The organism is Rhodanobacter sp. MP7CTX1, assembly GCF_014205795.1.
GTDB lineage: Bacteria > Pseudomonadota > Gammaproteobacteria > Xanthomonadales > Rhodanobacteraceae > Rhodanobacter.
The window spans coordinates 220,878-240,754 of sequence record NZ_JACHCN010000003.1 but is presented as its reverse complement, the minus strand read 5'-3'; the positions used below and the strand labels follow the sequence as shown (position 1 = coordinate 240,754).

18 protein-coding genes are annotated in these 19,877 nt (G+C 60.8%); 15 read left to right on the top strand and 3 right to left on the bottom strand.

The genetic code is table 11. From position 1 onward, the window contains the following. The first annotated feature begins 273 nt into the window (after positions 1-273). Positions 274-1,137: a fatty acid desaturase gene (locus tag HDE77_RS05930; protein WP_184416233.1), complete on the top strand. Its 864-nt coding sequence runs from the start codon at positions 274-276 to the stop codon at positions 1,135-1,137. Beyond that, positions 1,134-1,745, top strand: a complete 612-nt coding sequence (locus tag HDE77_RS05925; protein WP_221444139.1) for a LysE/ArgO family amino acid transporter — start codon at positions 1,134-1,136, stop codon at positions 1,743-1,745. The genes HDE77_RS05930 and HDE77_RS05925 overlap by 4 nt, the downstream gene beginning before the upstream one ends. 60 nt (positions 1,746-1,805) lie before the next feature. Here the strand turns inward: HDE77_RS05925 and HDE77_RS05920 are convergent, their stop codons facing one another. After that, complete coding sequence (locus HDE77_RS05920; RefSeq protein WP_184416232.1) at positions 1,806-3,188, bottom strand: class II fumarate hydratase; 1,383 nt, start codon at positions 3,186-3,188, stop codon at positions 1,806-1,808. Between the two features lie 169 nt (positions 3,189-3,357). Between HDE77_RS05920 and purB the strand changes: the two genes are divergently transcribed. From purB to pilH, 10 genes are all read left to right on the top strand, one after another. Further along, positions 3,358-4,725, top strand: coding sequence for an adenylosuccinate lyase (purB, locus tag HDE77_RS05915; protein ID WP_184416231.1), 1,368 nt, complete (start codon positions 3,358-3,360; stop codon positions 4,723-4,725). A gap of 30 nt (positions 4,726-4,755) precedes the next feature. Continuing rightward, positions 4,756-5,505 carry a sulfite exporter TauE/SafE family protein gene (locus HDE77_RS05910; protein WP_184416230.1) on the top strand — a complete coding sequence of 250 codons (750 nt, stop codon included), beginning with the start codon at positions 4,756-4,758 and terminating at the stop codon, positions 5,503-5,505. Between the two features lie 41 nt (positions 5,506-5,546). Then, positions 5,547-6,752 (top strand): cupin domain-containing protein, encoded by a 1,206-nt coding sequence (locus HDE77_RS05905; protein ID WP_184416229.1) that lies wholly within the window; start codon positions 5,547-5,549, stop codon positions 6,750-6,752. After that, on the top strand, positions 6,749-7,714 hold the full coding sequence (locus HDE77_RS05900; protein ID WP_184416228.1) for a GNAT family N-acetyltransferase: 966 nt from the start codon (positions 6,749-6,751) through the stop codon (positions 7,712-7,714). The genes HDE77_RS05905 and HDE77_RS05900 overlap by 4 nt, the downstream gene beginning before the upstream one ends. A gap of 324 nt (positions 7,715-8,038) precedes the next feature. Then, complete coding sequence (locus HDE77_RS05895) at positions 8,039-10,882, top strand: 2-oxoglutarate dehydrogenase E1 component (protein ID WP_184416227.1); 2,844 nt, start codon at positions 8,039-8,041, stop codon at positions 10,880-10,882. Between the two features lie 16 nt (positions 10,883-10,898). Next, entirely contained in the window at positions 10,899-12,104 is a 1,206-nt protein-coding gene (gene odhB, locus HDE77_RS05890) for a 2-oxoglutarate dehydrogenase complex dihydrolipoyllysine-residue succinyltransferase (protein WP_184416226.1), read from the top strand. Between the two features lie 156 nt (positions 12,105-12,260). Beyond that, positions 12,261-13,685: a dihydrolipoyl dehydrogenase gene (lpdA, locus tag HDE77_RS05885; protein WP_184416225.1), complete on the top strand. Its 1,425-nt coding sequence runs from the start codon at positions 12,261-12,263 to the stop codon at positions 13,683-13,685. 108 nt (positions 13,686-13,793) lie between these two features. Next, on the top strand, positions 13,794-14,390 hold the full coding sequence (locus HDE77_RS05880; RefSeq protein ID WP_184416224.1) for a TIGR00730 family Rossman fold protein: 597 nt from the start codon (positions 13,794-13,796) through the stop codon (positions 14,388-14,390). A gap of 131 nt (positions 14,391-14,521) precedes the next feature. After that, positions 14,522-15,520 carry an acryloyl-CoA reductase gene (locus HDE77_RS05875; protein ID WP_184416223.1) on the top strand — a complete coding sequence of 333 codons (999 nt, stop codon included), beginning with the start codon at positions 14,522-14,524 and terminating at the stop codon, positions 15,518-15,520. 69 nt (positions 15,521-15,589) lie between these two features. After that, positions 15,590-15,955, top strand: a complete 366-nt coding sequence (gene pilH, locus HDE77_RS05870; protein WP_184416222.1) for a twitching motility response regulator PilH — start codon at positions 15,590-15,592, stop codon at positions 15,953-15,955. Between the two features lie 96 nt (positions 15,956-16,051). Here the strand turns inward: pilH and HDE77_RS05865 are convergent, their stop codons facing one another. Beyond that, the gene (locus HDE77_RS05865) at positions 16,052-16,954 is read right to left on the bottom strand and encodes a DnaJ C-terminal domain-containing protein (RefSeq protein WP_184416221.1); all 903 of its coding nucleotides are present in this window, start codon (positions 16,952-16,954) and stop codon (positions 16,052-16,054) included. A gap of 76 nt (positions 16,955-17,030) precedes the next feature. After that, entirely contained in the window at positions 17,031-17,483 is a 453-nt protein-coding gene (locus HDE77_RS05860; protein WP_184416220.1) for an Hsp20/alpha crystallin family protein, read from the bottom strand. A 138-nt stretch (positions 17,484-17,621) separates the two neighbouring features. On the opposite strand from HDE77_RS05860, the gene HDE77_RS05855 reads away from it, so the two are divergent. The 3 genes from HDE77_RS05855 (at position 17,622) to HDE77_RS05845 (ending at position 19,833) form a co-directional block, all read left to right on the top strand. Then, positions 17,622-18,104: a peroxiredoxin gene (locus HDE77_RS05855; RefSeq protein ID WP_184416219.1), complete on the top strand. Its 483-nt coding sequence runs from the start codon at positions 17,622-17,624 to the stop codon at positions 18,102-18,104. A 230-nt stretch (positions 18,105-18,334) separates the two neighbouring features. Continuing rightward, the gene (locus HDE77_RS05850) at positions 18,335-19,141 is read left to right on the top strand and encodes a hypothetical protein (RefSeq protein WP_184416218.1); all 807 of its coding nucleotides are present in this window, start codon (positions 18,335-18,337) and stop codon (positions 19,139-19,141) included. 251 nt (positions 19,142-19,392) lie between these two features. Beyond that, the gene (locus HDE77_RS05845; protein ID WP_184416217.1) at positions 19,393-19,833 is read left to right on the top strand and encodes a hypothetical protein; all 441 of its coding nucleotides are present in this window, start codon (positions 19,393-19,395) and stop codon (positions 19,831-19,833) included. Positions 19,834-19,877 lie beyond the last annotated feature (44 nt).

The following is a 19,877-nucleotide window of genomic DNA, read 5'->3' as shown; positions in this document are numbered from 1 at the left end:
TGTAGTCGACCAATATAGACAGATAGCCACCAAAATTTGGTTTCTGCACAGTAATGAATAGCGACATAGTTTCCGCACGCAAAAAAAGGCTTCGCAAGAGCGATTTCATCAGTCGCTTCAGGCATGCCGTAAAGCACGTGTCTCACGACACGTCTGTCACCGAGAGACGCCCTATAACTACCTAGGTATCGCTTTACTTAGATAGCTTTGTAAACACGACGTAACGCTGCGAGTGAACTACTGCTAGCTCTGTCCCGAACGGTATGAGCTATCATGTCAAGCAGTGAAATCCGGCGAAAATATGCCTCGTCGTTCAAGGAGCTTCGAAAAAACTCGCATCTTGCTTCGGCGGCGATCCTTTTTTCTTACATGATGCAGATTATTGTCGCGATTCAGGCCGGTATATTTTTCTTGCATACGAATAGAATTAATATGGTTTTCATTCCGTTGCCGATGATTTTCATCGGCACGCGTCTCCGGGGAATAAACAACATTGTGCATGAATGCGCTCATTTCGCCTTCTCTGAAGACCGCGTGGACAATGACTTCTTCGGTAAATTGTCCTCGGCCCTGATCCTCAAGTCATTCGCCGCCTATCGCAAAGATCACCTGTCCCACCACACCTATCTGGGCGACTATGATAGAGACCGCGACTTCGGCAATCTGAGGCAGTTCGCGTTCGAGCACGGACTGACATGGCGAGTGCTGGGGAGGCATATACTTACACCACTGCTCGGATTGCATTTGCGCCGCTACGTGAGCCTCGATTTGACGGCGAGGGATGGGCAGAACTTTGCCGTATTCAAGCTTGGACTGGTTATCGGTGCTGTAGTCTTCGCGTGGTTCGCGCCACTAGCCCTACTTTTGTTCGTCGTTATTCCGTTCGTCTGGATCAATCCAGCCATCAACTACTGGACCGATTGCGTCGATCACGGTGGACGAATCCATTCTGGCGACGACATATTGAAATCGCGCAACCTGATCGTTCCGGCACCATTGCGCGTAATCCTGTTTCCACGTAACGACTGCTATCACCTTATCCACCACCTGTTTCCCAGCGTTCCAATTGACCATTTCGACCGCTGCCATACACACCTGCTGTCGCACCCCGACTACCGCAAGACGCTCAGTCGATGATCAACGCGACGGCCTATATTACGGGACTCACTACGGGACTCACTCTTATTATGGCGATCGGCGCGCAGAATGCTTTCATTCTGCGCCAAGGTCTCCGGAATGAGCATGTCCTTGTGGTTGTTATGACTTGCGCATTGTCAGATGCGATCTTGATCTCGTTCGGGGTCAGTAGCTTTCACAAAATCATCGCCGCCGCTCCCTGGGTCGATTCGGTTATGCGCTACGGTGGCGCAGCCTTTCTTATCTGGTATGGATGCAAGAGTCTCATATCTGCTTTTCGATCGACCGGCTCACTCGTGACGTCAGACCAGGCCGTCAGTTCACTTCGCAAAACAGTAATGACCTGCTTGGCGTTTACTTGGCTCAACCCGCATGTCTATCTCGATACGGTCATGTTGATAGGCACCATTTCAACCCGCTTTCCGGGGGCAGGACTGGCGTTTGCATTGGGTGCCATCACGGCTTCGTTCCTTTTTTTCTTCTCGCTCGGCTATGCCGCAAAATGGTTGCGACCACTGCTGGCAAAGCCGGCGTCATGGCGCTTTATTGAAGGCTCAATAGCGCTAGTGATGTTTTTTCTCGCGAAATCTCTCCTCTTCGGACGATAAGTCCTGGTCATCCGGAATAAAAAGCCGCCTATGGGCGGCTTTTTATGGGCTTGCATCGGATCACTCGCCGTGGATGCCACCCCGAGTCAGGGTTAGCGGGTCGAGCAAACGTTTCAGCTCTTCCTTCGACAATCCGGTGGTTTCGAGCGCCACGTCCATGATCGGCCGATGTTCCTTATAGGCCTGCTTCGCGGTCGCGGCTCCTTTCTCGTAACCAATCACCGGGTTCAGCGCTGTGACCAGAATCGGATTCATCGCCAGCGCCTGATTCACCCTTTCAGTGTTGACCTTGAAGCCAGCGATGGCCTTGTCGGCAAGCAGTACGCTTACATTGGCCAGGATATCGATCGACTGCAGCAGGTTGTAGGCGATCAGCGGCAACATCACGTTGAGCTGGAAATTGCCGGACTGACCCGCAATCGTGATCGTCGCGTCGTTGCCAATCACCTGTGCGGCGACCATCGCGGTGGCTTCCGGAATCACCGGGTTGACCTTGCCCGGCATGATCGACGAACCCGGTTGCAACGCCGGCAACTCGATCTCGCCCAGACCCGCCAACGGACCGGAATTCATCCAGCGCAAGTCATTCGCGATTTTCATCAGCGCCACCGCGAGCGTCTTCAACTGCCCGGACAGCTCGACCGCGGCGTCCTGCGATGCCATCCCCTCGAAATAGTTCTCGGCCGATTCGAACTTCACTCCGGTGAGTTTCTTCAGCTGTACGGCGACCGCCGGGCCGAACTTTGGATCGGCGTTGATGCCGGTGCCCACCGCCGTACCGCCCTGCGGCAGATGGCGCATGCGCTTCAGCGCATCCTCGATACGCTCGATCGCCGAGGCCAGTTGTGCGGCCCAGCCGGAGAGCTCCTGGCCGAACGTGATCGGCATCGCGTCCATCAAATGCGTGCGACCGGTCTTGGGAGTATTCCTGAGCTCGCGGGCGCGCTTGTCGATGGCCTTTTTCAGATGTTTCAACGCCGGCAGCAGTTGCTCGGTGGTAGTGAGCGTGGCGCTGACGTGAATCGCCGTCGGGATCACGTCGTTCGAGCTCTGCCCATAATTGACGTGATCGTTAGGGTGCACCTTGGTGCCGCCTTCAACGGCTAGGTGCGCGATTACCTCGTTCGCATTCATGTTGGTACTGGTGCCCGAACCGGTCTGGAAGATATCGATCGGAAAATGCGCGTCATGCTGACCGTCCGCCACAGCCAGCGCGGCTTTGCGGATCGCCGCCGCCTGGCTCTTTTTCAGGTAACCCATCGACAGGTTGACTTCGGCCGCCGCTGCCTTGATCAGGCCCAGCGCGCGGATGAACTGACGCGGCAGGTGCAGCCCGGAGATCGGAAAATTGTCGATCGCGCGCTGGGTCTGCGCGCCATACAAGGCGTCGACCGGTACCTGCAATTCACCCATGCTGTCGTGTTCTTTACGGAACGTGTTCATCTGCAGCTGTCCTGTGCTCTTGGAAGGGTTCACGAGTTTGTCGACGTTTTGCATGATTCAGGATAGGAATGATTCGCAACAATTCAAGATCCCGCCACTCGGGCCGGCAAAAACGGATGGGAATCCACACGTTGTAGAATGCGCGCTTTCCCGCTTTACGGAACAGTCGATGTCCTCCCATGCCCTGACCGCCCTATCACCACTGGACGGCCGCTACGCCAGCAAGGTCCAAGCATTGCGCCCGATCTTCAGCGAGTACGGCTTGATGCATCGCCGCGTGCAGGTGGAGATCGAATGGCTGTTGGCGCTGGCTGCCGACACGCGGATCGTTGAACTGGCGCCGTTTACGGCGAGCCAAATTGGCACGCTCAAAGCCATTTCCGCCGATTTCAGCGTGGACGACGGCGCGCGGATCAAGGCGATCGAAGCGACCACCAATCACGACGTGAAAGCGGTCGAGTACTTCATCAAGGAACGCATCGGCACCGATGGCAGCCTTGCGCAAGCGAAGGAGTTCGTGCACTTCGCCTGCACCAGCGAGGACATCAACAACCTGTCCTACGCACTGATGCTGCGCGATGCGCGCGAGCAGGTACTGCTGCCGATGTTCGACGTGGTGATCGCCCAGCTGCGCGAACTGGCGCATGCGAACGCCGCGTTGCCGATGCTGTCGCGCACGCACGGACAGACTGCCTCGCCCAGCACGCTGGGCAAGGAAATCGCGAATGTGGTGGCGCGCCTCGAACGCCAGCGCGCACAGCTTGCGGGCGTGGAAATCTCCGGCAAGATCAACGGCGCGGTCGGCAACTACAACGCCCACGTCATCACCTATCCCGAAGTGGACTGGCAGGCGTTTTCGCAGCGTTTCGTGGAGAGCCTTGGCCTCGGTTACAACGCCTACACCACCCAGATCGAACCGCATGACGGGGTCGCCGAATACTGCGACGCGGTGCGCCGCGCCAACATCATCCTGATCGACCTCGCGCGCGACATCTGGGGCTACATTTCTCTCGGCTATTTCAAGCAGGCGCTGAAGGCTGGCGAAGTCGGTTCGTCGACCATGCCACACAAGGTCAACCCGATCGACTTCGAGAACGCCGAGGGCAACTTCGGCCTGGCGAACGCCCTGCTCGGCCACTTCGCCGAGAAGCTGCCGATCAGCCGCTGGCAGCGCGACCTGACTGACTCCACGGTATTGCGTGCGCTCGGCACCGCGTTCGGCCATACGCTGGTCGCACTGGAATCATTGAAGAAGGGTCTAGGCAAGCTCACCATCAACCCGGAGCGGATCGCCGCCGACCTCGACGCCAGCTGGGAAGTGCTTGCCGAAGCCGTGCAGACCGTCATGCGCCGTTACGGCCTGCCCGAGCCCTATGAGCAGCTCAAGGCACTCACCCGTGGCCAGGGCATCACCCGCGAGTCGATGCACGCCTTCATTGATAGTCTGGATCTGCCGGCGGATGCGAAACAGCGGCTGCAGGCGCTGACGCCGGGCAGCTATATCGGGCGGGCGATCGAACTGGCAAAGGCGATCTGACCTAGTGCCTCTCCGCCAGCGTGGAACGCCATGTCGCCGGTAGCTGAGTTCTTCACTTACGTGGCTGTCGGCGCTGCCGCCCAGCTGATCGATGGCTCGCTTGGCATGGCTTACGGCGTGACTTCGGCCGGCATGCTGCTGAGTCTCGGCATGCCACCGGCAATGGCGAGTGCCAGCGTGCATTACGCCGAGACTTTTACCAGTGGCGCATCCGGCATCAGTCACTTGATTGCCGGCAACGTGCGCTGGAAGTTGTTTTTCATGCTGGTGATACCCGGCGTGATCGGCGCGGTAATCGGCGCACGCCTGCTGACTCATCTGCCGGTCCACTGGGTGCGAGTGCTGTTGACGCCGTACCTGTTGCTGATCGGCCTGTTCCTGCTGCTTCGGACAAGTCGTGCTGACGAGTTTCAAACCAACGTGCCTCGCGATACCGCCCCGCTGGGTCTGGTGGCAGGCTTTCTCGATGCCGTCGGCGGTGGTGGCTGGAGCGCACTGACGGTGACCACCCTGGTCGCCCGCAAAATGGAACCGCGTCGCGTGATCGGCAGCGTGCATCTGGCCAAGTGCGTGGTGAGCGCGGCGGCCAGTGCCACCTTTCTGCTCAGCATCGGCGCCGGCAAGCCCATCGTGATGCTGGGCCTGATCGTCGGTGGTGTCGTCGCCGCGCCGTTTGGTGCGTTGCTGGCGCGCCGCATGCCGCCACGGATAGCTACCCTGCTTGCCGGTTTGACCGTGTTGGCGCTGGGCATCAACAACGCCATCAGCTTGATGCGCTGAGCGGCACGCCACAGCCCGACGACGCGCCGCTACAATGGCGCATGGCCATCTCCAAACCCTCTCGCAAGACCCTTCCACTCGAAGTCCGTGGAACCGCAAGCCACCCGCTGGGCATGAGTCCGGCGCAGTTCCTGCGCGACTACTGGCAGAAACGGCCGCTGTTGATCCGCAACGCATTCGCCGATTTCGTGCCGCCGCTGGAACCGAACGACCTGGCCGGACTGGCCTGCGAGCCGGCCGCGCTGGCACGACTGATCGTGCATGACGAAAAGCGCGACCGCTGGCACGTCCACCCCGGTCCACTGAGCGAGGACGACTTCGCCAAGACACCGAGCACCCACTGGACCCTGCTGGTGCAGGATGTCGACAAGTGGGATGCGGATGTCGCGAAATTGCTCGAGCACTTCAACTTTTTGCCGAGCTGGCGCGTTGACGACATCATGATTTCCTACGCCGAAGCGGGCGGCGGTGTCGGCGCCCATGTCGACCAGTACGACGTGTTCCTGCTGCAGGGCCTCGGCCAGCGCCACTGGGGCATCAGCGATGATCCCCTGGCACCGAAGGAGTTTCGCCACGACGTCGAGCTGAAACAGCTCGCTCATTTCGAGCCGACCCACGAATGGCTGCTCGATCCGGGCGACATGTTGTATCTGCCGCCGGGTGTGCCGCATGACGGCGTGGCGTTCGGCGGTCCGTGCATGACGTTCTCGATCGGCATGCGCGCACCGTCGCAGGCCGAGCTGACCGGCGACCTGGCCGACCATATCGCGGAGCACCTGCCGGAAGAATTGCGCTACGCCGATCCCGATCTGAAACCGGCCAAAGCTACAGGCGAGATCGACCGCGCCGCCATTGAACGCCTGCGCACCGCGTTGCCTTTTGCCGCCGCGCTCAGCGACGACATGTTGCGTGACTGGTTTGGCCGCTTCATCACCCGCTATCGCAATGCGCAGGTGCCCGCGGCGCTAGACAAACCGCTGGATGCAGCAAGCCTGGCCAAACAACTCAAGGCTGGCGCACAACTGCTGCGCCACCCCTGGTCGCGGCTGGCCTGGAGCCGTGGCAAATCCGCTTGCACGCTCTATGTGAGCGGTCACGCGTACCCAGCGACACCGTCCCAGGCACAGCAGTTGTGCGAGCAACGCTCGCTCGACATTCCACGCAAGCCCGGCAGCGACGAACTCGCGCTGTGGCTGGCACTGGTCAACGATGGTCACCTGCTGCTGCAAAAATCCCGTCGTCGATGAAGCTGGAAAACTTCCATGTTGAAGTTGCCGACTGGTCGCGTGAGGATCAACGCGCGGCCCTGCTCGACCTGCGCCACACCGTGTTCATCCAGGAACAGGGGGTGCCCGAGGCGCGCGAGCGGGACGGACTCGATCCCGATTGCTGGCATGTACTGGCGCGCGATGATGCTGGCCTGCCGATCGGCTGCGGGCGGCTGACGCCCGAGCACAAGATCGGCCGCATGGCGGTACTGCAGGAATGGCGCGGCGGCGGTGTAGGCCGAGCCTTGCTGCGCGAACTGATCGGACGCGCCCGCGCCCACGGCTGGGCCGAAGTGGCGCTGGACGCGCAGGTCAGCGCGATCGGATTCTACGAACGCGATGGCTTCAGCGCGTACGACGACGTGTTTGAAGATGCCGGCCTGCCGCATCAAAAAATGCGCCTGATCCTGTCATCGATCGTCGATGACCTCGACCAGGCAAATGAAAGCGTGACGCGTGACATCGGCCCGCTGCCCACCGGTAGCCGCAACGAAACCGCGGCGACCCGGCTGCAGTTGCTGCAAGAGACGCGGCATCGGCTGGCCATCTATCTGCCACTGCTCGACAACGACAGCTATGCCAGCACGGAAGAACTTGCCGAGCTGCGCCGTATCGCGATTTCCGGTCGCGGCGCGCAGATCCGGGTCCTGCTGCACGATCCGGCAGCGGCCCTGCGCAACGACCACCGGCTGGTCGCCCTGGCACAGCGCCTGCCAAGTGCATTGCAGATCCGCATGCCGGTGGAGGAAGCAGATCTCGCCTACCTCTCGGCCTACCTGCTCAACGATGTCGGCGGCTACCTATTTCTGCCCGAGGCGAACCGGCCGCAAGGCCGCGCTGCCTGCCGCGACCGAGCGGCGCAGGCACCGCTGCAGCAGCATTTCGATGAAGTGTGGGAGCGAGCGGAGCGGGCCAGTGTGCTGCAGGCGCTGAATATCTAGCCGACCATGTTCAGGGGCGCGCTGGCGACGTGCGGGCCCGGCTGAACACCAGCAGACTTGACGGGTTTCCCGTTTTGGCGATCAACGGCGCATAAAAACCGCTACTTGCGGCGAAAAGTGAGTCTTCTCGGGTCCCAACCGCCCGTCAGCAGCCCATCCCGCGCACCTTCAAGGTTGCCGCCTCGCCGCAGGGCAAGGCTATAATTGACCGGATTCCCTCCAATCATCCGTTTGAAGGCTCGGTCGGGCTTGAATCCCGACAGATAGCCGCGACTTCAAGGCCACACGGATGGTTGCAAGCATCCCTTCCCTGCCGGTGGTGACGTGAGTACAAATCTGATCCGCGAGTTTTCCGAGTCCTCCCAACTCGCTGGCGGCAACGCCGACTATGTCGAATCGCTTTACGACGCATGGCTGGCCGACACGTCGTCGGTACCCGCCGAGTGGAGCAAATATTTTGAGACGTTCAAGGGTCGCGAGTCGGGGGATGTATCCCACACCGCGGCCATTGCGCGTATCGAAGCGGCGCAGAAACAGCGCTATACCAATGGTGCTACCGCCGCGCCGATGAGCGACGAGCACGCGCGCAAACAGGCCGGTGTGCTGCGCCTGCTGACCGCCTACCGTTCGCGCGGCCATCTCGCCGCCAATCTCGATCCACTCGGCCTGACCGAGAAGATGGCGGCGCCGGATCTCGGGCTCGCCTTCCATGGCTTGAGCGATGCCGACCTGAATACCGAATTCGATACCGGCAACTACGCCGGCAACGGCCAGCGGCTGAAACTGCGCGACCTGCTGGCACGTCTGCAGAAGACCTACGCCAGCACGATCGGCGCCGAGTTCATGTACATCAGCAATCATGAGCAGCGCAACTGGATCTACAGCCGGCTGGAGCAGGCCGCGGGCACGAGCACCCTGGACAAGTCAGGCAAGCAGCGCGTGCTGGATGGCCTGACCGCAGCCGAAGGTCTGGAGCGCTACCTGCACACCAAATATGTCGGCCAGAAGCGCTTCTCGCTGGAAGGCGGCGACAGCTTGATCCCGATGATCGACGATGTCGTGCGCGCGGCCGGCGACAACGGCATCAAGGAGCTGGTGATCGGCATGGCCCATCGTGGCCGCCTGAACATGCTGGTCAATATCCTGGGCAAGCCGCCGAAGACTTTGTTCGATGAGTTCGAAGGCAAGTTCGAACATCCGGATGACCCGGCCCATTCGGGCGACGTGAAGTACCACTTGGGCTTCTCCGCCGACGTCAAGACGCCCAAGGGTGGCGTGCACGTGGCGCTGGCGTTCAACCCGTCGCACCTGGAGATCGTCAATCCGGTGGTGGCTGGCTCGGTGCATGCCCGTCAGAACCGTCGTCGCGACACCACGCACACGCAGTCGATGGCCGTGCTGATCCATGGCGACGCTGCGCTGGCCGGCCAGGGCGTGAACATGGAGCTGTTCAACATGTCGCAGGCCCGCGGTTTCAAGATCGGGGGCAGCTTGCACATCGTGATCAACAACCAGGTCGGCTTCACCACCTCCAATCCGCAGGACGCCCGTTCCACGATGTACTGCACCGACCTGGCCAAGATGGTCAACGCGCCGGTGCTGCATGTGAACGGTGATGACCCGGAAGCGGTGATTGCCGTCACCCGCCTCGCCTACGATTTCCGCAAGCAGTTCCGCCGCGACGTGGTGATCGACCTGGTCTGCTACCGCCGCCACGGCCACAACGAGGCCGATGAGCCGGCCGCCACGCAGCCGGTGATGTACCAGGTCATCCGCAAGCTGCCCACCACGCGTGACCTTTACCAGCAGAAGCTGGTCAAGGAAGGCGTGCTGGCCGAAGGTGATGCGCAGAAGCAGTTCGAGGCCTATCGCGAGCGGCTCGAAGCCGGCGCGCCGATGACCGACCTCGATTCGTCGCCAACGCGCGACGGCCATGTCGACTGGGCCCGTTTCATCGGTGGCAAGCTGTCGACGCCGACCGACACCACGGTTCCGATAGCGAAGTTGCACGAACTCAACAACAAGATCCTCGCCTTGCCCGCCGACATCGCGTTGCAGGCGCGCGTAGCGAAGATCTACGACGACCGCCGCAAGATGGCCGCCGGCGAGCAGGCCGTGGATTGGGGTTTCGCTGAAAACCTGGCCTACGCCACGCTGATCGATGCCGGTTGCGACATGCGCCTGGTCGGCCAGGACTCTGGCCGCGGTACATTCTTCCATCGTCATGCCGTGCTGCACGACCAGAAGGACGGCCATACTTACATGCCGCTGGCGACGCTGCGCGACGGCGCCGACGTGGAAATCATCGATTCGCTGCTTAGCGAAGAAGCGGTGATGGCATTCGAGTACGGCCACTCCACGACCGATCCGGACACGCTCAACATCTGGGAAGGCCAGTTCGGCGATTTCGCGAATGGCGCCCAGGTCGTCATCGACCAGTTCATCAGTTCCGGTGAGGCGAAATGGAACCGCCTGTGCGGTCTGGTGCTGTTGCTACCGCACGGTTACGAAGGCGCGGGCCCGGAGCATTCGTCGGCGCGTATCGAGCGCTTCCTGCAGATGTGCGCGATGGAAAACATGCAGGTCTGCGTGCCGACTACACCGGCACAGGACTTCCACATGATCCGCCGCCAGATGCTGCGCGCGGCGCGCAAGCCACTGATCGTGATGACGCCGAAATCGCTGCTGCGCCACAAGCTGGCGGTGTCCACGCTGGACGAGCTGGCCAACGGCAGCTTCCAGCTGGTGATCGGCGAACATCGCGAGCTGCCGGCGAAGAAGGTCAAGCGCGTGGTGCTGTGTTCGGGCAAGGTCTACTACGACCTGCTGGAAGAAGCCGACAAGCGCGGTATCACCGATGTCGCGATTGTGCGCGTCGAGCAGCTGTATCCGTTCCCGCGTGCCGAAGTCACCGCTGAATTGAACAAATATCCTGCCACCAAGGAAGTGATCTGGTGTCAGGAAGAACCAATGAACCAGGGTGCATGGTTCCAGATCCGTCATCACCTGCAGGCCTGCATCGGCAGCAAGCACAGCCTCTCCTACGCGGGACGCGCGCGCTCGCCGGCACCGGCCGCCGGTCATCTCAACACCCATCTCGCCGAGCAGGCAGCGCTGGTTGAACAAGCGCTGGTTGCGGCAGTCGGCACCGATCACTCGGCTGAGTAAAACCCAAGGATCATTTATGTCCATCGAAGTCAAAGTCCCTGTTCTGCCCGAGTCTGTCTCCGACGCCACCATCGCAAGCTGGCACAAGAAAGCCGGTGATGCGGTCAAGCGCGATGAGAACCTGGTCGATCTCGAAACCGACAAGGTCGTGCTTGAAGTGCCCTCCCCGGTCGATGGCGTGTTGAAGGAAATCCGGCACCAGGTCGGTGACACGGTGAACAGCTCGCAGATCATCGCGATCATCGAGGAAGGCGCTGCTGCTGCGCCAGCCCCTGCGAAGGAAGAGCCCAAGGCCAGCGTTGCCGCGGCCGCCGCCGCGCCTGCTGTTGCCGCACCAAAGGCTGCCACCAAGGGCGCTGAAGATCTCTCCCCGGCCGGCCTGCGCGTCGCTACCGAAGAGAAAATCGACCCATCCAAGGTTGCTGGCACTGGCCGCGATGGCCGCGTGACCAAGGAAGACCTCGTCAACTACGGCAAGGGTGGCAACGTTGCCGCGCCGGCTGCGAAGCCGACTCCGGGTGCACGTCCGGAAGAGCGCGTGCCGATGACCCGCATGCGCGCGAAGATTGCCGAGCGCCTGATGCAGTCGAAGAACTCGATCGCGATGCTGACCTCGTTCAACGAAGTGAACCTCGCTGAAGTCGTGAAGATGCGCAAGTCGCTCGGCGATGCGTTCCAGAAGGAACACGGCATCAAGCTCGGCTTCATGAGCTTCTTCGTCAAGGCTGCCGCTGAAGCACTCAAGCGCTACCCGGTGGTGAATGCCTCGGTCGATGGCAACGACGTCATCTATCACGGCTACCAGGACATCTCGATCGCCGTGTCCACCGAGAAAGGCCTGGTGACGCCAGTACTGCGCGACGTGCAGAACATGGGCTTCGCCGATATCGAACAGGGCATCGCCGACTACGCCAAGAAGGCGCGCGACGGCAAGCTGTCGCTGGATGATCTGCAGGGCGGCACGTTCACGATCACCAACGGCGGCACGTTCGGTTCGCTGCTGTCGACGCCGATCGTCAATCCGCCGCAGAGCGCCATCCTGGGCATGCATACGATCAAGGATCGCGCGATTGTCGAGAACGGCCAGATCATCGCCGCACCGATGATGTACATCGCGATCTCTTACGACCATCGCATCATCGACGGCAAGGACGCGGTGTTGTTCCTGGTCGACATCAAGAACCAGCTGGAGAACCCGCAGCGCATGCTGCTTGGCCTTTGATCGCTTTGCGATCAAAGATCGGGACGAGGGGCGAGTAGCGAGGGCGCGACAAGCGGCACCTCGCGCTTGCCAAGAACCATCGAACTTGCGCCCTCGCTACTCGTCTCTCGCTACTTGTCCATCCCCAAAGACACGCTCCCCAAGGAATCCCTCACCATGAGCGACAAATTCGACGTTATCGTCATCGGCGCCGGCCCGGCCGGCTATGTGGCTGCGATTCGCGCCGCACAGCTGGGCCTGAAGACGGCCTGCGTCGACGCCTTCGCCGGCAAGGACGGCAAGCAGGCGCTTGGTGGCACCTGCCTCAACGTGGGCTGCATTCCGTCCAAGGCGCTGCTCGATTCCTCGCGCCAGTTCCACAACCTTACGCATAACTTCGGCGTGCACGGTATCAGTGCCGACAACGCGCGCATCGACGTGCCGACGTTCGTCGGGCGCAAGGACAAGATCGTCAAGCAGTTCACCGGTGGCGTGGCGCAGTTGTTCAAGGCGAACAAGATCACGCCGTTCTTCGGCACCGGCAAGCTGCTCAAAGGCAACGACGTCGAAATCACGGGTCCAGACGGCGCCAAACAGACCATCAGCGCGACCAACGTGATTCTCGCCTCCGGCTCGGTGCCGATCGAGCTGCCGTTCGCGAAGTTCGACGGCAAGTCCATTGTCGACAACGCCGGCGCGCTGGATTTCACCGAAGTGCCGAAGCGCCTTGGCGTGATCGGTGCGGGCGTGATCGGCCTGGAACTCGGCAGTGTATGGAAGCGCCTCGGCGCCGACGTCACCATCATCGAAGCGTTGCCGGATTTCCTCGGCGTCGCGGATGCGGACATCGCCAAGATCGCGCAGCGTGAGTTCGCCAAGCAGGGCCTCAACATCAAGCTCGGCGCGAAACTCGGCAAGGCCGAAGTCAAGAACGATGGCGTGCACCTCACGTACACCGACAAGGACGGCGAGCAGAGCCTCGTCGTCGACAAGCTGCTCGTCGCCGTCGGCCGTCGTGCCTACACCGACGGTCTGCTCGCTGCCGACACCGGCGTGAAGCTGGACGAGCGCGGCCGCATCGTGGTCGACGAACACAACCACACCGGCGTCGACGGTGTGTGGGCGATCGGTGATGCCGTGCGCGGCCCGATGCTTGCGCACAAGGGCTCCGAGGAAGGCGTGGCCGTCGCCGAGTGGATCGCCGGCAAGGCTGGTCACGTCAACTACGACACGATCCCCTGGGTGATCTACACCGAGCCCGAGATTGCATGGGCCGGCAAGACCGAGAAGGAACTCAAGGACGCCGGCATTCCGTACAAGGTCGGCACCTTCCCGTTCGCAGCGATCGGTCGTGCGGTAGCGATGAATGAAGCCGTCGGTCAGGTCAAGGTGATTGCCCATGCCGACACCGATCGCGTGCTCGGTGTGCACATGGTCGGCCCGGGCGTGTCCGAGCTGATCGCCGAAGCCGTGGTCACGATGGAGTTCAAGGGTTCGGCCGAAGATCTGGCGCGTATCGTCCATGCGCATCCGACCTTGTCCGAAGCCGTGCATGAGGCCGCGTTGTCGGTCGACAAGCGCGCGATCCACAAGGGCAATTGATGACGGCAGATGTGAACGTTCACTCCCTGTTCGCATGACCCGCGACCCGTCCCGAGAACCTGTACAAGGCTCTCGGGACGGGTTTCGCGCTTCTGGAGGTAATGAGTTTTGGCTGAAGTGACTTCCCTGTGTGTCTACTGCGGCTCCAGCAGCGGCAAGCACCCCGAGTACGTCGAGCGGGCACGCGCCTTCGGCACCGAAATGGCGCGTCGCGGAATCGCGCTGGTCTACGGCGGCGGCAAGGTTGGCCTGATGGGCACCCTGGCCGATGCGGTGCTGGCCGCCGGTGGCAAGGTGATCGGCGTCATCCCGCGTCAGCTGGTGGAGCGCGAAGTGGCGCATCCCGGCCTGACCGAAATGCACGTGGTCGAGACCATGCATCAACGCAAGACCCGCATGTATGAGTTGTCCGACGCGTTCGTCGCCCTGCCCGGTGGCTTTGGCACCATGGACGAGATGTTCGAGATGCTGACCTGGGCGCAGCTGGGGCTGCATCGCTATCCCTGCGCCTTCCTCGATGTGCGCGGCTACTACAGTCAGCTGCGTGGCATGGTCGATCACATGGCGGGCGAAGGCTTCGTGCGCCAGACGCAGCGCGACAGCGTATGGTTTGGTGAAGACATGGCGCAGCTGTTCGAGTGGATGCGGGATTATCAGGGCGACAAGGTCGCGCACTGGATCGACGAGAGTAGCGTCCAGGCCTGAGAGGCTGTCAGGCAGTGCTCCCTCCCCTGGAACAGGGGAGGGTTGGGGTGGGGTCGCTCTTGACCACAACGTCAAAGGCCCCTCCCCAACAGGGTCCAAGCTGCAGCACGTTTCCATTCGGAGGATTCGACATGAACGAGTTTCAAGCGTTTCGCATTCACAACGACGACGCCGGTTACCGCAGCGGAATGGAGTCGATCAGTGTCGATGCGCTGTCGACCGGCGAAGTGCTGATCAAGACGGCGTATTCATCCGTCAACTTCAAGGACGCGCTTGCCGGTACCGGCAAGGGCAAGATCCTGCGAAAGTATCCGCTGAACGGCGGTATCGACGTGGCCGGTCATGTTGTTGCCTCCGCTGACCCGGCGTTCAAGGAAGGCGACGCCGTGCTGTGCACTGGCTCGGGCCTGTCCGAGACACGCGACGGCGGCTACGGCGAGTACGCGCGGCTGGAAGCGCGCTGGACCATACCCTTGCCATCCGGCCTGAGTCTGCGCGAGAGCATGATCCTCGGGACCGCCGGCTTCACCGCCGCGCTGGGCCTGTTGCGCATGCAGGACAACCGGCAGACCCCTGCCCTGGGTCCGCTCGCGGTAACCGGCGCCAGTGGCGGCGTGGGGATGCTGGCGATCGACATCTTCAGCCGCGCCGGTTACGAGGTGCATGCGATCAGCGGCAAGGCCGATCATTTCGATTTTCTGCGCGGTCTCGGCGCCAGCCAATGCATCGACCGCCACCAGCTCGCCTTCAGCGGCAAGCCGATGGACTCGACGCGTTTCGGCGGTGCGCTGGATAGCGTGGGCGGCGCGATGCTCGCCGGCCTGCTGCCGTTGATCGCGCCCTACGGCAATGTAGCGATCTGCGGCAATGCCGGCGGCATCGCGTTCGACAGTACCGTCATGCCGTTCATCATCCGCGGCGCCAGCCTGCTTGGCATTGCCACGGCCGGCACCGCCCGCGACATCCGCGATGAAGTCTGGCGGCGTTTGGCCAGCGACTGGAAACCGCAACATCTTGAGCGCATTGCCACGCGCGAAGTCACACTGGCTGAGCTGCCCGACGTATTCGTGCGTATGCTGGCCGGCGACTCGTTCGGCCGCACGATAGTACGCATCGATAGCACGCTTTGACAAAACCGTGCTTGGAAGTACCGCCGCCACCGCTTAGAATCAACAAAACTCGCTGGGGAATATCCACTTATGGCACGCATCCTGATCGTCGACGATTCGCCGTCCCAACTGCTGGGCATCAAGCGGATCGTCGAAAAACTCGGGCATGAGACCCTCTCTGCCGAAGATGGTGCCGCCGGTGTCGAGGTGGCGAAGCTGGAAAAGCCCGACCTGATCCTGATGGATGTCGTGATGCCGAACCTCAACGGGTTTCAGGCCACGCGCACGATCAGCAAGAATCCGGACACCGCACATATCCCGATCATCCTGGTGACCACCAAGGATCAGGAAACCGACAAGGTCTGGGGCATGCGCCAGGGTGCCAAGGCCTATGTGACGAAGCCGATCAAGGAAGAAGAACTGGTCAAGGCGTTGCAGGAGTTTCTGCCGGGCTGATCCCGCGGCAGTCCGCATTCACGAAGACGGCGCCCATGGGCGCCGTCTTCGTTTGTGGTGTTTCATACGCGGACGTCATTCACACGCCGGCATCGATCACCGGCGCGGATCATAGTCAGCGAATTCATCACGCAACGACTCGTAAGCGGCGCGCTGAGTGTCGCTCTCCGCCACCGGCGCGCGAATCGACAGCTCCACCAGCTGGTCACCCGGATGCGCGCCCGGCATGCCGCGGCCTTTCAGGCGCAGCTTGCGGCCCGATTGCGAACCGGCCGGTATGCGCAGATCCACCGTGCCAGCCAGTGTCGGCACCGGAACGGTAGCACCGAGCGCTGCCTCCCACGGCGAGATCGGCAGCACGTGCACCACGTTGCGGCCGTCCAGACGGAAGCGCGCATCGTCGCGAACGCCCACTTCCAGCAACAGGTCGCCATTCGGTCCACCGGACATGCCCGGATGCCCCTGCCCGGACAGACGAATCACCTGCCCGGGCTTGATGCCGGCCGGAATCTTTACCTGCAGCACACGTTCGGCGCTTGACGAGTCTTGCATTGAGAGACGGGTCTGGCCGCCATCGAACGCGGTCTGCAGGTCAATCTGTACCTGCGCCTGGATGTCGTGTCCACGTCGTGGACGCGGATGCCCGCCGCGCTGGCCACCACCCGCACCCCGGCCAAACAGACTCTCGAAGAAATCGCTGAAATCCCCGTCGCCGTCGCCACCGAAACCCTGCTCCTGCCCATGCCACCCCGGTGGTGGGCGGAACTGCTCACCCTGTCGATAGCCACCGGCGCGCACCTGATCGTAGGATCGGCGCTTCTCGGCGTCCTTGAGCACTTCGTTGGCCTCGTTGATGGCCTTGAATTTCTCTTCCGCACCCGAGTCTTTATTCTTATCAGGGTGGTACTTGCGCGCCAACTTGCGATAGGCCGATTTGATCTCGGCCTCGGTCGCATCAGGCTTTACGCCAAGAATGTCGTAATAGTCTTTGAATTCCACTGCCACCACTCCCCAACACACGCAAACCCGCGGCGGATGATTATCCGCCGCGGGGAGTCCTGCAACCTACCTCGGCTCAGTGGCCGCTGTTGATGGTAATGCGTCGCGGCGCTTCCAGCGCTTTCTTCGGTATCACGATTTCCAGCACACCGAGCTTGCCATGGGCCGTAATGCCTTCGGCATCAGCGCTGTCCGGCAATGTAAAGCGGCGGTGGAATGCACCACGTGAGCGTTCCACCCGGGTGAACTTGCCATCCTGGCCGCTGTGGCCGGCATCGCGTTCACCCTTGAGGGTAAGCACACCCTTGTCCATGCTTACCTCGATCTGCGCCGGATCCACGCCCGGGATATCGGCAAGGATCACGAAACGCTGCTCATCCTCACGGATGTCCACCCGCGGTGCCCATTGGCTGGTCACGGCGCCGGAGGCATCGCTCTCCTGCGGCTGCAGGAATCGATCGAATGCCTGCCGGACTTCCTCGGGCAAATGGTTGCTGCTGTTCCAGATGGAATGACGACCCATATGCATCTTGCTGTCTCCTAGAATGGATTGCGGTGCAATCACCGCCTGTGACAGAAAATAGGTGCGCCCGCGGACGATTCAAGGCGACAGACACGATCTGGCGGCTTAGCATGTTCAGATTCCCCCACCCGAGTGCCACTCTGAATGACCATCCAGCCCGGCAGCATGATTCCCGACACCTCCATTCAAGTCGTCGGCGGCGAAGCACAAGCCCGCCACACCGGTGAGCTGTTCGCCGGGAAAAAAGTGGTGCTGTTCGGCGTACCCGGCGCATTCACGCCGACCTGCTCGAACAAACATCTGCCCGGCTACGTTCAGCACAATGCCGAGTTCAATGAACGCGGCATCACGGTGATGTGCCTGGCCGTCAACGATGCCTACGTCATGCAAGCATGGGCCGCCTCCCAGCACGTCCCCGCCGACCTGCTCATGCTCGCCGACGGCAACGCAAGCTTCACCCGCGCACTGGGCCTGGAACTCGACGGCACTCCCTTCGGCATGGGTCAGCGCACACGTCGGTTCGCGCTATACGCCGAAGACGGCATCGTGCACCAACTGCACCTCGAAGCGCCCGGCGAGTTTCGCGTTTCGAGTGCGGAAGCCATGCTGGCATCGATCGGTCACTAAGGCTTCTCTGAGAACTGTCGTCATTCCTGCGGCCATCAACAGCCGCAGGGCTGGTTAAGCCGGGGGCTTTTCAACAGTGAAGCTGGGCATCCCGTGACTTCATTCTTTTGAAAGACACTGAATTCACCTCGCTGCCCATGCCCCGCACACGGGACGATTAGCCTTTCGCACAGTAGATTCTCGTCCGATGCGTCATGTGCAACACTCCTGCTGCTTAAGCAGTCGTCAGTGTGTTGCACCGATCGGCTGAAATCGCCACCCAAAGCGGAAGTTTCCAGCAATCGAATTTGTGGGGCCAGCATCAGGCTCTGGAAGTCGGGGGAGCAATGTTCGTTGCCGTGAGAACAAGAACAGCGATGAGCTCTTTATTACTTGCATGCTCGCTTATGGCGGTGTGTGAAGCGGCGGTTGCCGGTGATCCGGAACTATTCCGCGTGAAGAAATTTGACGCAGCTATGATTGCGGAAGCGGTGAATCACTATGTGGCTGTCGGCGAAGAAAGGACTAAAGCAGAGCTTGAGGCTTTGTCTCCCAACGATTTATTTAGCCCGGAGATGAAGGCTGGAATGTTGAGCAATGAGGAACTTGCTCACAGAGTAAGTTGGATGTGCATAATTCTTTGGCCGGCAAAAATTGGGTCTTCGCAGCGGCCTCCAGGTTACGGAGGGCTCGCGTACGTCGAGGATCGCTTTGATCGCAAACGAGACTGGCCATTGTTTCCCGTGGTCAATGCCGGCGCGTCGTATTTCGTCTTGAGTGACAGCTACATCCTTGGGGGAATGGCGGAATCCCCCCGTCACTATCTCCAAGCCTGCGAAGCAATGGGCACATTCCGAACGGGTACCGTGCAAGTTCCGACGCGCAAGCAAGCAGAACATGATCTGCTAGAGCTACGTAGTTCACCAACATGGACGGCCGCCTGGAGCAAGTCACTCGTTGGAGAAAAGGGCAACTCGGAGCTTGTAGTCTGGTACTTCTTGCGGCAACAGGCAGATCGAATTAGTGGCCAGAAGGTTAGTTCGGAGAAGTCATATTGACTTAGGGTGATGTTCGCTCCCGACCGAGGCTGTGTGAAAACGCAAATGCGCGCTTGAGGCCGATCAAGATTTGCTCAAATTAGGGCGCGCAGATTCAATTCTGAGGCTCTGACGTTCGGTAGGTTGTCCAGAATTCGCGTAGGAGGCACATGCTTCAGGGCAGCTCCGCGTTTTCACACAGCCAGGACCCGAAGCTAACGTTTCGTCGGCGCACACAATCCCTGGAATTCGTTAGATTGGGGGAGATTGAGATGCACGGTTTGTGGTTGTTTGTCTTTGCTTTTCAGGCGGCCGCCGCCGCGCCAATTCCACACGGAGGTGTGTCGAAGGTTGGTGCGGCTCCAGTGGAACTCACTTCTAGCGTCGAACAGCTCTCAGTCGATGCATCAATGGGCGATGCGGTAGCTGCTTCGCTACTAAGTGATTACTTTCGCTACGAGAAAAACTACGATGCAAGATGGAAATATTGGGCGTTAATTGCGGCTGAAAATGGGTACCCAGCATCGCAATTCGACGAATACAACATCTTACGTGTCAGCAATGATCCGACCTCTCAACGGCGAGCTTATTATTGGCTTAAGAGATCCGCGCTTGCGGGCTACGATGGCGCAGTTGTCGAGCTGAGGCGCTGCTTTCCACACGATAACTTTGAACATCATACCGACGGCTGCCTTGGCCCAGAGGCCGACTAAGTAGTCACCTTGCGCCGATGTTCGATGCCCCTTTGTCACTGCCT